The sequence below is a fragment of the Vibrio sp. 1069 genome (assembly GCF_033340555.1).
Genome location: NZ_JAWOWP010000002.1, coordinates 260,850 through 273,998, shown reverse-complemented (window position 1 = coordinate 273,998; position 13,149 = coordinate 260,850). Strand labels below are relative to the sequence as shown.

At 43.5% G+C, this 13,149-nt stretch carries 14 protein-coding genes and 1 pseudogene; 4 read left to right on the top strand and 11 right to left on the bottom strand.

What is annotated here, in order from left to right:
- Positions 1-45: 45 nt before the first annotated feature.
- From def to R7040_RS04255, 6 genes and pseudogenes are all read right to left on the bottom strand, one after another.
- Positions 46-552: a peptide deformylase gene (def, locus tag R7040_RS04280; RefSeq protein WP_017635324.1), complete on the bottom strand. Its 507-nt coding sequence runs from the start codon at positions 550-552 to the stop codon at positions 46-48.
- A gap of 234 nt (positions 553-786) precedes the next feature.
- Positions 787-1,251 (bottom strand): ABZJ_00895 family protein, encoded by a 465-nt coding sequence (locus tag R7040_RS04275; RefSeq protein WP_017635325.1) that lies wholly within the window; start codon positions 1,249-1,251, stop codon positions 787-789.
- 513 nt (positions 1,252-1,764) lie between these two features.
- Complete coding sequence (locus R7040_RS04270) at positions 1,765-2,304, bottom strand: tetratricopeptide repeat protein (RefSeq protein WP_064354738.1); 540 nt, start codon at positions 2,302-2,304, stop codon at positions 1,765-1,767.
- Between the two features lie 350 nt (positions 2,305-2,654).
- A pseudogene (locus R7040_RS04265) lies at positions 2,655-3,665 on the bottom strand (AGE family epimerase/isomerase); the annotation flags it as partial.
- A 107-nt stretch (positions 3,666-3,772) separates the two neighbouring features.
- Entirely contained in the window at positions 3,773-4,315 is a 543-nt protein-coding gene (locus tag R7040_RS04260) for an AAA family ATPase (RefSeq protein WP_047101468.1), read from the bottom strand.
- A 289-nt stretch (positions 4,316-4,604) separates the two neighbouring features.
- Positions 4,605-5,948, bottom strand: coding sequence for a magnesium transporter (locus R7040_RS04255; RefSeq protein WP_213967536.1), 1,344 nt, complete (start codon positions 5,946-5,948; stop codon positions 4,605-4,607).
- A 215-nt stretch (positions 5,949-6,163) separates the two neighbouring features.
- On the opposite strand from R7040_RS04255, the gene R7040_RS04250 reads away from it, so the two are divergent.
- The gene (locus R7040_RS04250; RefSeq protein WP_005376485.1) at positions 6,164-7,039 is read left to right on the top strand and encodes a universal stress protein; all 876 of its coding nucleotides are present in this window, start codon (positions 6,164-6,166) and stop codon (positions 7,037-7,039) included.
- A gap of 43 nt (positions 7,040-7,082) precedes the next feature.
- Here R7040_RS04250 and R7040_RS04245 read toward each other — a convergent pair whose 3' ends face one another.
- Both R7040_RS04245 and R7040_RS04240 read right to left on the bottom strand, forming a co-directional pair.
- Positions 7,083-7,472 (bottom strand): MazG nucleotide pyrophosphohydrolase domain-containing protein, encoded by a 390-nt coding sequence (locus tag R7040_RS04245; RefSeq protein ID WP_005376487.1) that lies wholly within the window; start codon positions 7,470-7,472, stop codon positions 7,083-7,085.
- Positions 7,473-7,498: 26 nt separating this feature from the next.
- Complete coding sequence (locus R7040_RS04240; protein ID WP_005376488.1) at positions 7,499-7,927, bottom strand: PaaI family thioesterase; 429 nt, start codon at positions 7,925-7,927, stop codon at positions 7,499-7,501.
- Between the two features lie 211 nt (positions 7,928-8,138).
- On the opposite strand from R7040_RS04240, the gene gloA reads away from it, so the two are divergent.
- A complete protein-coding gene (gene gloA / locus R7040_RS04235) occupies positions 8,139-8,525 on the top strand; it encodes a lactoylglutathione lyase (RefSeq protein ID WP_005376490.1) in 387 nt (128 codons plus the stop codon).
- Between the two features lie 11 nt (positions 8,526-8,536).
- Positions 8,537-9,637 carry an alkene reductase gene (locus R7040_RS04230; protein WP_213967537.1) on the top strand — a complete coding sequence of 367 codons (1,101 nt, stop codon included), beginning with the start codon at positions 8,537-8,539 and terminating at the stop codon, positions 9,635-9,637.
- Between the two features lie 117 nt (positions 9,638-9,754).
- Here the strand turns inward: R7040_RS04230 and R7040_RS04225 are convergent, their stop codons facing one another.
- Positions 9,755-10,030 (bottom strand): nitrogenase-stabilizing/protective protein NifW, encoded by a 276-nt coding sequence (locus R7040_RS04225; RefSeq protein ID WP_017820985.1) that lies wholly within the window; start codon positions 10,028-10,030, stop codon positions 9,755-9,757.
- 241 nt (positions 10,031-10,271) lie between these two features.
- Here R7040_RS04225 and R7040_RS04220 point away from each other — a divergent pair, with 241 nt between their 5' ends.
- Positions 10,272-12,122: an acyltransferase family protein gene (locus R7040_RS04220; RefSeq protein ID WP_318081077.1), complete on the top strand. Its 1,851-nt coding sequence runs from the start codon at positions 10,272-10,274 to the stop codon at positions 12,120-12,122.
- Positions 12,123-12,201: 79 nt separating this feature from the next.
- On the opposite strand, the gene R7040_RS04215 is transcribed toward R7040_RS04220, so the two are convergent.
- Both R7040_RS04215 and R7040_RS04210 read right to left on the bottom strand, forming a co-directional pair.
- Positions 12,202-12,672 (bottom strand): RES family NAD+ phosphorylase, encoded by a 471-nt coding sequence (locus R7040_RS04215; RefSeq protein WP_005376497.1) that lies wholly within the window; start codon positions 12,670-12,672, stop codon positions 12,202-12,204.
- Between the two features lies 1 nt (position 12,673).
- On the bottom strand, positions 12,674-13,126 hold the full coding sequence (locus tag R7040_RS04210) for an antitoxin Xre/MbcA/ParS toxin-binding domain-containing protein (RefSeq protein ID WP_005376498.1): 453 nt from the start codon (positions 13,124-13,126) through the stop codon (positions 12,674-12,676).
- Between the last annotated feature and the right edge of the window lie 23 nt (positions 13,127-13,149).

Sequence of the window (13,149 nt, the reverse complement as noted above, 5' to 3'; positions counted from 1 at the left end):
ATTTAAAAGGAAGTAACTCGCGGTTGTGAGTTACTTCCTTTCATATTACTTAGCTTTCGCTTTTACGTACTTCTTCACTTTTTTCATCGCCATTTTTTGCTTTAACGGTGAAAGGTAATCAATGAACAAGTTACCAGATAGGTGATCAATTTCGTGCTGCATCACAATCGCCAAGAACTCATCGCTCTCGATTGTAATCGGGTTGCCATCACGGTCTAGTGCAGAAACAACAACTGACGTGTAACGCTCTACATCTGCGTAGTACTCAGGAACAGAGAGGCATCCCTCTTGACCAAGTGCTTTGTTTTCTCCGCTCACCACTTCTGGGTTAACCAAGATTAAAGGATCATTGCGTTCGTCAGAGATATCGATGACAACAACTGCCTCTTTTCTGCCTACTTGGGTTGAAGCTAAACCGATACCATTGCCCGTTGCGTAAAGTGTTTCTAGCATATCGTCTATCAGCGTTTGTACTGTCGATACATCAGTGACTTTTTCTGCTTTTACTTTAAGCCTTGGGTCTGGAATGGAGAGAATTTCGAGGACTGCCATACTTACCTTTCATATCTATAAATCGTAATTCGTGGCGAATTATACACACGTTTCTCGATACATAAACCTGCTAAGCTATCTTGCGTACAAGGCATAAACCATTAACTCAAACGACAACACAATAAATGGGGTTGCCTTTTAGACAAAAAATCCTACAAACAGGAAACTAAAACGCCAGCACATTATGGCTGGCGTCTTGTCATGATCCTAATTGAATCGTTTGTTGTATTTTATCTACTGACTTTCCTTGGCTTTGAGTAATACTCTAATCGCCATTTTCTCACCACTTTTTAAAATTAAGTAGGCGATGCCAATCGTTATTAGCATTATGATAGCAATAAAAATACTTACCCCACCGAGCTCAGATAATAAATAAAACGGAGAAATATCTAACGACATTAAGATAAGAGAGAACACTACCAAACTTGCTAAAGTCCACAGTAAAACAGCATACCATCTTGTTTTTGATGGCATTACATCTCCAGTCTTGTAGCCGAAGTAATAACCAACACTCATGGCTGGGATTAACGTGCTAAGAAAGCCTGTACCACTCATTTCTATCCCAACAATATATTCAATGGCCAACAGCAATGCAGCCCAACAAACGGACGCCAGACACAACAGAGACGTAACAAGAAGTACCGATGGTGGCTGGTTTATTTCTGATTCTGAATAGTTATTTTTTAATTCCACTTTCATTTCTTTCCATTTATTTGAATAAAATAAGCGTTTTAGATCATGCTTCCGCTTGGACAACCTAGAGAAACAACACCACAAGAAATACAACTTGTAGCTTTTTAAATAGTTTTATTTTCATTTAACCTAGATTCCAACTAACTGTTATTTTTTAAAACTAAACCCTCTCTCTCAAATTGTATATTCAATAAGTTTACTCATATGGGCCTAGTGCAACCAAGTTAATACGTTCTATGTATCAGAAACAATTCATTTATTTCCAATGACACTAGTGAGATTATGCGACGTGATTGGAATCTCACTTAAGTTTTCATGGACCTATCGCGCTGAAAATTGAATCCTCTACCTGTCATAGAATAAAAAGCCGTCAAAACCAGTTGGTTCTGACGGCTTTTTATTTTCTATTACACACTCGATTATTGTTGCAGATTCGCTGTGGCTTCTACTGCTTTGTAGAAGTCCAGCACTCTCTGTTTGAGGTTCGATTAAAACCCTATAAAACATTAAGCCGCAATATTAATTGAGTTGTTCTATATAGCGATTCAGCTCTACCGCATATGTTTTTTGATCAATCGCAGTGTCACCTATTTCTTCATCTAGAAATCCAAGTAGCATTTGTGCACCACCTTCACCATTATTTAACGCTTGCGTCAAGTAATAGGCTGAAAGCACCTTATTTTCAGGTAAACCACAGCCATCATCATACAAACATGATCCTAAATAAAATTGTGCACTAGCCAACCCATCATCAGCAGCCTCTGAGATTAAAGAAAAGCCCCGCTTAACATCCATGACTTTTGGCTCTTTCAGAAGGATTACCCCTAAAAGCTCTTTACTATGAACATCATCCACTTCGATAGCTTTGATCAATAAAGACTTTGCTCCTTGCACATCACCTTGTTCATAAAATTTATTTGCTTCGCTGTACAACTGCTCTGGAGCTTCTCGGTTCTTAGTTAGGAGGCTTTCTGTCGTTTTAGTTGCCTCAAACTTTGACGTAGTATCGTTACATGCCGTAACAAGGAGCACTACGAATAAAACGTTAACAATTCTCATGTTATTCCCATGTACATTTGATAAACAAGACTGCTGTCGAGTATGAATCGTCATACTGACCGCTTACAATTTGAAACTTTGTATTGATCGGAGCTTTAGCACTAGCTTCACACATATTGGCAATTTGACCACGAACATAAGCACTCGAATCAAAGTTATACTTGTCTTCTTGAGAAATTATACTTGCTAATGAAACTCTAGATAGTTGAGGAGCTTTCCCATATTCCCTTTCGACTTTCAAATACTTCACATTAACAATCAAAATGCAGCCAGATGATTCTAGATTTGCATTGTGTACTCGATTAGCTAGTACTCTAACGTTTTGTCGGATAATATCAAAGAGAAGCATAGCTCTGCCTTTCTGGTGAGAAGCGCGCTTTGACTTGCTCAAAGTTTTGCTGGTATTGCGCTTGTTTAAGTGTGTGTTTCATTCCTTTGAAGCCAAACTCTGTCCAATTGGAATTCTCCAACAACTGACCAGTGAGATACGTCATCCAATACGCTTTGATGGTGTGTCCAAAATCATTGTGTTTCGCATCTGGCATCATTACCGCTTTGTGGTGTATCGCGCCATAAAAACGCTGCTCTTTGACGGAATGGTAGTTATCTAGCATCACTTGCATCAGCCATTGCAGATCTTGCTTCCACTTGGCTTGCGCTGGTTCTGGTAAAAGTGGCGCCGTTAACAACAGGTAGCCATTAATTTGGTCAAGTTGAGCGACTAACTCTTGTTGCTTCTCACTTTCCCCATCACCATCTTTCAAAACCCACGCCAGACCGCGATCATCGCTTCGTCGGTATTGTTTAAATATAAACGCTTGCTGGTCGATAAGTGCTTGTTCAACCTTTGGATCTTGCGTTAAGTAGTAGTACATCGCCAACCCCACCAAGGCGTAAGCTTGGTCTTGAGAAGTTCGCTGTTGCCACTCCATCCCCGGTTTTCCACTACGCGTAAAGCTCACGAAGCCGCCGTTTTTCTCATCTTGTAGATGATCAATCAGGTAATAAGCCCCTTTCTTTGCCAGCTCTAATGCTTGCTTGTCACCCGTAAGATGAAAAAGTACGCCATAAGCGTAAGTTTGGCGCGATTTCATGCGGGTGTATTCGCGATCGAAGTGCGGGCTAATCCACCCTTTGTTTAATTCTTCACACGGCTTTTGTGGGTCGAGAATGACACCGTTATCACAACGAAAAGTCGGAAAATTCCCCGCAGGTTGTCCATGCGCGCTTTCCATCATCCAATATGGGGCTAGGCCATTCGTCACATGGTTTAACCAATCATCCCCCGAAGGCAGGCCTACATCAGCAAAGCTGCTCATGCTCGTCGTTGCGAGCAATAAGGTAAGATATTTAAAAGACATAACACTCAATTAAGTTATTGAATTTTATCCAGTATAAATAACTCCCTTTACGCATATTGTTGTCGTGCTCACAATAGCCTTACTCATTTGTTTGCATCAATCATCTTTCAGCCTTGTTCGATGACTGAGCCGAGAATAAACGCTACTCTGTCTTCGACTGACATTTTGGGCACTTCGATCAATTGATAACCAAATTTGTGATAAGCGTTGACCATCTGTTGATACGTAGCCACCGCTTCAGAAAAATCTTGCTTTCGCTCTTCGTCATTGCTGAATATCGATGCCCAAGGTGGAAAAATGAACACTTGAGAATGATAACGAAGCGTCTGGCAATGCGTGATGAGCTCATGCGAGATTGGCAGTTGTTCCAACTTACTGTAGCCATATACGTCCACAATACTGCGATCAAAAAACACATTCCCTTGGTGGACATTGAAAGCTCGGTAATTGCTCACTTCTGCCTTCATAATTTCGTCTCGAAAAGCTTGTTTGTCATTCCAAGGTAATGCTGAACCGTGATTGGCAACCTGCGTTTGTATCACGTGACGACCGGTTTCTGGCGCGCAGATAAAGCCTTGTGTTTTTAGCTGTTCGATTACCGAAGTTTTCCCTGCACCGGGACCACCAGTGAATACGATGAGTTTATTCAAAATTGTTTCCTTATTTTTTGTTTGAGTGAAGTAATGCGTGTACAGCCAAGAAAATGGGCATCATCTGGCGTTTGAAATTGGCATTTGGCACGCCAGCGTTAAGCGAGATCGGTAGTGGGAAATTTGGGGAATAGAACTGGGCAGTAAAGAGATATACAAAGTAAGAACCGAAACGACGTGTTCATCGGTTATGGAAAACGGAGGAATGCTGAGTGAAGCAAGCTCGCCCAAAATACTGGGTTGGGAAATGGTGCGATTGGTTCTGCTAGTTAACGCGTCAATTGGATATCTATATCAAGAAAATGGCACCTAAGCCTAAGAACGCAAAGAAACCAACGACATCGGTAACGGTCGTCAATACTACCGAGCCAGCCACGGCGGGGTCAATGTTAAACTTCTTCAACGTGAATGGTATCAACGTACCCGATGCCGCGGCCGCCAAACTATTGAGGAAAATGGCACAGCAAATAATAAGCGCCAATGGCAAAGAGTCAAACACCATGTAAACGACACCCGCGATCACCAATCCCATAATTAAACCATTAATGGTGGCGATTTTTAATTCCTTATTCACCAATAGCTTCAAGTTACTTTGGTGCAAGTGGTTTAGTGCGATACCCCGAATGGCCACCGCTAAGGTTTGGCTACCTGCGATGCCGCCCATACTCGCCACAACGGGCATTAAGATAGCAAGCGCTACAACTTGCTCGACCACATTATCAAAAATACCAATGATGGCAGAGGCAACAAAAGCGGTCAGCAAGTTAATCACCAACCAAAGTGCTCTTAGCCTTGTCGCCACAGTTAATGGTGTGAACAAATCTTCTTCACTTCGTACGTTTTCTGCCACTACAGCTTGTAGGCTGAGTTCACGCAAGGTAATCGCGATGGTCGCCATCGACAAAACGCCCATAATTTTGCCACCAGCCATGATAGGAAACCAATGCGCTCCACCATCAATCGAGACCTGTTTACTGACGCTTTGAATCGTTTGGATATCTTCCAGAATTGGCGTGACTACGGTCAAGTCTGTGAGTTTGGTATGGTTCTCATGCAGCCACAGGGTTTGCGGCTCTATCGTACCAATCACACCACTTGCATCACGCACAATAATCAACCGCACTGGACTTTGCCCACGTTTTAGCAGCTCGGTTTTGATGCCTCCTACGCTGTTTTTAGGGTTTGCGACCAGAAAGTGAGGCTCGGCATAACGTCCAACTTTGTTGTCTTCATACGACAATGCTTGTTGGATATGCGCGACAGACTCTTCACTTTGATCAATAAGGTATTCATCTACAAATTCGGTCGGTAGAAAGTCCGCAAAGATGATCAGTTCTGAATCCGTTATGTACGCCAAGCGTTCATGTTGTAAGTCTTTATTGAGTGATTGATGAATGTGCTTGGCGGTGTCGTATCGGAGCAAATTTAATACCGTCCAATACTTCTCAGGCGGCACTGCTTCTATGACACGCTTACGGTAAGCAATGTTGACCGATTCCAAAATGTTCGCAATCTGTGCTTCTTGATAGTCTTTCAAAAAGCTCAAGTCTTCGGTCGATTCTATCGCTTTAATGATCTCAGCAAGCAAATGTGGCACTTTGCGGTTAATTTGCAATTGGTTGGAATCTATCATTACTTTTACCTATAGCTTTCAGTACCACATTCGCCGCATTGACGATATGTGCTATCCGAAGGCATGAATTCTTGATGTTAAAATTCTAGGCGATAGTTGACTTAATTGCGGAATTTATATTTCGCTCGCAGAAACAAAACGCCTCTGCATCAGTTCATGGTATAGACTTGAATGTGTGTCAGGCTCATTCGCCTTGTTTGATAATGGAGTAATCAATGGCACCTGTATTTTTTCTGACTCAGCAGGCCGCCTTACCAAGTCGTAAGGTGCTTCGTAAAGTGATTCAATTTTCGACAGCGTTGGCTCAGCCTATTGTGGTTTTAGTGGAAGACCATCGCCGAAGTGAAGATCACGCATTCGCTCATTTTCTCAGTTTCAACTCTGACCATATAGAAAAAAGACAAGCTGAGTTTGAAGCTTGGACCTTAAAGTTCAACGCATTAATTGTCGAACTTTGTGAAGAAGAAGAGCTTGAAACGCCAACGCTCTCTTACGAGCATTTCAAAGGGAGTCATTGGGTTGAGCAAGTTGCGAAACGACTTGTTGACCACACTGACTTACTGCTCGTGGGACACTTTAACAAACACGAGATTCAAACGATGCTCACAGAACTAGCACAACAAGATTGCGACTTGTTGCTACTGAGTGAGCGTTCATGGCCTTCTCACGCCAACATGCTTTGTGCAATCGACCCACTTCATCGAGGGGATGAAAAGTCGATAGTAGATAAAGCCATCGTCTCGCGAGGCTCAAAATTAGAACAAACCTTAAGCGGGAAAATGACGCTCGTTTACTGCCGATACGTCGCGCCATACCTCTCTCGCTATCGTGCAGAGATATTAAGCAATCAAAAAGCAGGCATTACAGATTTTATTACTGCGCAAAAGTTAACGCGAGTTCCATTACTATTACCGGAAGGAAACCCTGAAACGGCGTTACCAAAAGCAGTTAAGCAATCACAAGCAGCGATTTTGATTATGGGGGCATGTAAACGAAGCATGTCATCTCAATTTTGGTCTGGCAGCACTGTAGACACGTTACTTGATCAACCACCTTGTGACCTACTGTTGGTCAACAGCTCCAAGGGCTGACTAGGTATTCTCTATTAACCTATCCTTTCAATACCAAGCGCAGTTATTGGCTCTTTACATCTTCTAACTGCGCGGCTTCATGCTCTGCGTTCAAGGCTTGTTTCTGCTGCTGTTTTATCTCATCCCAACTGCGTCCCGACTCAATCGCAGATACACGCTGATCGTATTTGTTGCAGGCTCTTTCGAGTACTTTCTCAGGATCTATACCCTTTTCTCTTTCCAGCGCTTTTAATACGTTAAGATAGTTCCACAACACATCGCCTAACTCGTCTTCCAAATGACAAAGGCGATCCTCACGAATCTCTTCGCGGACTTCATCAACTTCTTTGCCAATGGCCTCCAGATAAGTCTCTACGCCTTTAAACCAAGTGTTGGTTTGGTCATATTGAGATTTTCTCGTCGCAATTGCATACAGCTCATCAAATTTCTTCATTGCCTCTCCGTAGAACACGTTTTTATTTATGCCTTTTTAGGACGAATAAACTTCCCTTTAGCCGTCACTCTAACTTCGCTATTGACCCGCAATTGAGCCACCAGTTGATATATACCGCGTCGTTCACCTTCACAGTGTGCAGTAATCGTGACTCGATCATCTAACTGAATAGGTGCATGGTAGCGCACATCCAACTGCGCCGTAAGGGCTTGAATGTCTCTAGATAACAAACAATGCGTCATTGCACCATCGAGAAGCGAACTGGCAATACCACCATGCAACAGGTCTGTGTAACCTTGATGACGCGGTAAAACGTGAAACTCTCCGACAACAGAACCATCGGCTAGGTATTGGTAGTTCACGGCCAAAGAGTTCGGATTCACATTAATTGAAGAACAAACCGCACATTGATGATGATATTCGTGAGTGTAATGACAGTAGCTGTTTGTGGACATGATAGTTACTCGGTTTCTCAAAAGAGTAATTAGCATATGCCAACAATTAAAAAGAAACGGCGAGTAATCTTTGTTTGCATGTTGCAGGGCCAGCAACCTCGCTTTTCATAACACTAAATAATCATTTTAATAATTAACGATAATTTCCAGTTTATTTAGAGTGGCGATATGGTTTGCATAGTGATTACGCAACGTTATGAAAAGGCGACTTATGAAGTTTCTCCACACGATGATCCGTGTAGCTGACCTAGACAAATCTATCGAATTTTATACAAAAGTTCTGGGAATGAGTGTTTTGGATCGTTTTGAAAACCAAGAATACCGTTACTCACTGGTGTTTGTTGGTAACCCTGATCAACCAGATGGCGCGACCATCGAGCTAACTTATAACTGGGACACCGACAGTTACGACTTGGGTAACGCATTCGGACACATGGCACTGGGGTCTGAAGATATTTACGCCGCTTGCGAAAAAATTAAAGCGCTTGGTGGCAACGTTACTCGCGAGCCAGGTCCAATGAAAGGCGGAGAAACTCACATCGCGTTCATTAAAGATCCCGATGGTTACCAAATCGAGCTCATCCAAACTCAAAAATAACGAGGTTTCCTATGACAGACGCATTATTTCAACCCATTCAGCTTGGCTCTCTCTCATTAAAAAACCGTATCGTTATGCCTCCGATGACGCGTTCTCGTGCTTCTCAACCAGGTAATATCGCTAACGACATGATGGCGACCTACTATGCTCAACGTGCTGAAGCGGGCCTAATCGTTGCTGAAGGCACACAAATTTCGCCAATGGGTCAAGGCTATGCATGGACACCAGGCATTTACAGCCCAGAGCAAATTGCTGGCTGGAAAAAAGTAACTGATGCAGTGCACGAGAAAGGCGGCACTATCTTCGCGCAATTGTGGCACGTTGGTCGTGTGACTCACCCTGATAACATTGGCGGTGAGCAACCTATTTCTTCTTCTGCGCTAAAAGCAGAAAACGTGAAAGTATTTGTCGATAACGGCACAGACGAACCGGGCTTTGTCGACGTGGTTGAGCCACGTGAAATGACCAAACAAGACATCAAGAACGTTATTGAAGAGTACCGCCAAGCCGCACTAAACGCGATAGAAGCCGGATTCGATGGTATCGAGCTTCATGCAGCGAATGGCTACTTGGTTAACCAGTTTATCGATTCTGAAGCGAATAACCGCACCGATGAATACGGTGGCTCTATTGAAAACCGTCTGCGTTTTCTTGGTGAAGTGATAGAAGCGATGACGCAAGCCATTGGAGCTGAGCGTGTTGGTGTTCGTCTTGCGCCATTCACTTCGTTAAATGGCACCGTTGATAGTACGCCAGTCGAAACCTACACCGCCGCTGCAGCGCTGCTTGATAAACTCAATGTGGTTTACATTCACATTGCAGAAGTAGATTGGGACGACGCGCCAGACACTCCGCACGACTTTAAAACCGCAGTTCGTGAGGCGTATAAAGGCACACTGATCTATGCCGGTCGTTACAACGCAGAAAAGGCGCAACACGCGATTGAAAGTGGTTTAGCCGACATGATTGGCTTTGGCCGTCCGTTTGTTGCAAACCCAGACTTACCAAGCCGCATCAAGCATGGCTATCCGCTGGCAGAACATGACCCTGCCACATTGTTCGGCGGCGGTGAAAAAGGCTTGGTGGACTACCCTGCGTATCACGCGGGTTAATTCATCTACGTAAAGCTGATTCGTAACTCGCGACAAACCAATAGCGAAACCAAAAGAACCTTGCTCTTCCCCCTGTGACACCAAGATGCAGGGTTCTTTTTAGGCAAGCCACCAGAATTAACGTCTTTGACAAGATGTACAACCTCGGCACGCAGAGCGCGTCGTTTTACTGAGCAAACTGCGTTGTACTTTACAGTAAGCATTCTTTAAAGCACGACGACCTGAAAACCAATCATCCGGTTTAGTGAGGATTAAGTAGCCGTGAAACCTCTTAACCAACTCGGTTCGATTGTTTTCGATAAATCGGCTATCAAACTCGATGTCGAAGTAATTCAAAGCCTCTTCGATACAAGTAAAGCTGGCAATTTTTTCCTGAATCGTATTCTCTGTCATCGTTTCTTTAGCGTAATCATTTTCAATGAAGTCTAAGTGCCTCGCGCTTTACGTTCTTTGATTTAGCGCTTCTTAAGATCATTCTTTATGGGGTTTCCATATTGAAATTCAATTTGGGAATTCGTTAACCCACCTAGCATTTTCATTTTGACAATCAATTTAAGGTACTGATTTAAATAAATATTATTTCTGGTTCATATTTTGCTCTACTTCATTAAACGGAATGTTGGAGCAACACGATATGACTTACAGAGCAGAAGTAGACGGATTAAGGGCGATTGCTGTCACGTTGGTGATTTTGTTTCATGCAGGAGTTGAGCAATTCGCTGGTGGCTTTATTGGCGTCGACGTGTTTTTTGTGATCAGCGGCTATTTGATCACCACCATCGTGATTAACGACTTAGAAAACCAGAAGTTCAGCCTTGGTGATTTTTATGAGCGACGCATTCGTCGCATACTCCCCCTCTTACTGGTGGTGATCGCCGTCAGCTATTTGATGTCTTGGTGGCTATTTTTGCCGCAAGCACACAAAGACGTTGGTCAGTTTGCAGTATCTTCCATTCTTTCCTCATCCAACATTCTTCTGTATTTAAAAGGCCACAATTACTTCGGTTTAGAAGATCGAGCCAACCCGCTGTTTCACACTTGGAGCTTGGGCGTTGAAGAACAATACTACATTGTCATTCCTTTGCTACTCATGCTACTCGCTCGTGGCAAAAACGCGTTTTACCTGACTTTTTTCATCGCGATATTTGCGCTGAGTTTGATGACTATTGTCTACGCGAGCAACGATCCTGATTTCGCTTTTTACATGATCTTCTCTCGTGCTTGGGAACTGGCAACCGGTTCATTACTCGCATTAGTGATGAGAAAAGTCCAAGTTCAATCTAACGATACGCTGGCAACCATTGGCATCGTTTTGATATTGGCTTCCGCGCTTTTGTTTGAAAAATCGCAAGATGGTGCGGGCATTACGCTGCTGGTGCCGGTCATCGGTAGCGCGTTGGTGATTTTGTTTGCCTCTAAAGACAATGTCTGCGGTAGATTACTGAGCCTAAAGTGGGTCGTGTTCGTCGGCTTAATCAGCTACAGCTTATACTTGTGGCACATTCCATTATTTGTCTTTTACCGCTACGTGTTGGATGCAACACAAGACATCAATATCCCACTTTACGTTGTCACTCTTTTTGTACTTTCTTACTTCACTTGGCGCTTTATTGAAAAGCCGTTCCGTAGCCGAAAAGCCATGAGTATGCGCACTGCGTCCGTGGTTATTGTGTTGTTGACGTTGCCCTTGCTAACGTTCGGCGTTATCGGTCATAAAAACGGTGGTTTTCCAGAAAGAAGCGCATTTTTCGAGGCCATGCGCGTTAACAACGGTTATGGTTTAGATTGCAACGGCAACACCAACGTTAACGATGTGTGCTCGTCTGCGCCGCAGCCCGACATCGCTGTGTTAGGCAATAGTCACAGCATGGTTTACGTGAAGCGTCTATCCGAAGTAACACCAACTGGCGTGGTGCAACTTACTCAAGATTCCTGTGCGGTCGGTTATGTCGACACCATCAAAGGTGCTGGCTCAGTTCCTTGCCGACAGTTCTTCAATGAGGCTGTCGATACAATTCTAAGTACCCCTTCCATTCGTCGCGTTGTTATCTCTTCTAATTTCAATAAAGAGCTTTCACAAGCCGATTATGAAGCATCATTAACCAAATTATTGAATGAACTGAAAGGAAAGGAAGTGGTCGTTTTCGGTCCAACCCCTTCTGCACCGTTTGCGGTAGGAGAATGCCTTTGGAAAGCGCGTTTGTTTGGCGAGACAGAAGAGTCTGCCTGCGACTTTTCTCCCAAACAACATCACCCTCAAAACGTGGCGAAGTTAGTGAACTACTTTGAGCAATTTGAGCACGTTGAGTTTGTCGACTTGACCGATGCCATTTGCAGAAATGGCGTATGTCGAATGAGAGTTGGAGCAAACAATGCGATGTATACGGATGACAGCCATTTATCTTACAAAGGTGCTGAGTTGGTGCTTGGGCATTACCTCAACACTACAAATGAAGCGCAACAGTTCACTTACGATCGACAATAACCAAGGAAATAAACTTTTATGCTTCAGCGCTTATCTCAGGTAAGCGCTGAATGCTTTAAAGCAAGACAAAGCTAGGCGTCTATTTGAAAATGCGCGGATCAAACGCGAAATCGAGCTTTTCGGCTTTCTTGATGATCTCTTTCATTTTGGGATGATTTGGATTCACCACGTAGTTTTTATCACGAGGTGAAATCGTTGAAGGCACTTGCAGCGCGGCAAACTCTGGATGAGGATCATTGAGAAACTGATCACCAATGTACTGCGTAGACTCGCTCGCCGGTATTGCTCGCCACGTCACAGGGAGATCTTCTTCATCTAAGGTGGCGATGAGGTATTCTGGCATTTCAATACGATATAAATCGTAAAGTTTGGTGATAGCAGGATCGTTGTTTACGTGAACAAACACTTCCAACGAACAAAGGGATTCCGATTCAGAGAAGTAGAGGGCTTCGGTTCCTTTTGAGTTCCATCGCCCTCCAAATAACTTTGCGCCAACGGGGCTGAATGGCGTGTCAGCAAATTTCTTTTGTGTGAGACGATAGAGCTTCATATTACGAGAATACCCCGTGCTCTAAACGGCCGATCAAATCTTTTACGATTTCAAAATCCACCGTGGTCGAGACCATATCAAGTGGACGTTTTCCACCTAAGCCATACACATTCTCTCTCATCCATTTTAACGCGCGCTCTTCGTCGTCAAACAGTTCTGTCGCGAGTTTCAATAACATCGCTAATCGATAGATTGCATCACTTTCTTGCGTATTGAAGCGCTCATCGTTTTTTAGACGACGCTTGACCGTGCTGACAGGTATCAATGTGACGTTTTGAAACTCACTCTGAGAAAGCTTCACACGCTCAACAATATTGCGATACACCTTTGGCTCAAAGCCTTTGTGAACCGCATCAGTGCGACCTGTTTCAGCGTCTTCAATACCCAACATAAACCAGAAATTGGCTTTATGAGGTTGTTTCGGTTTGAAGCTTTTTAATGCTGCAGTTGCCATATCAAGCTCCTATGGTTCATATG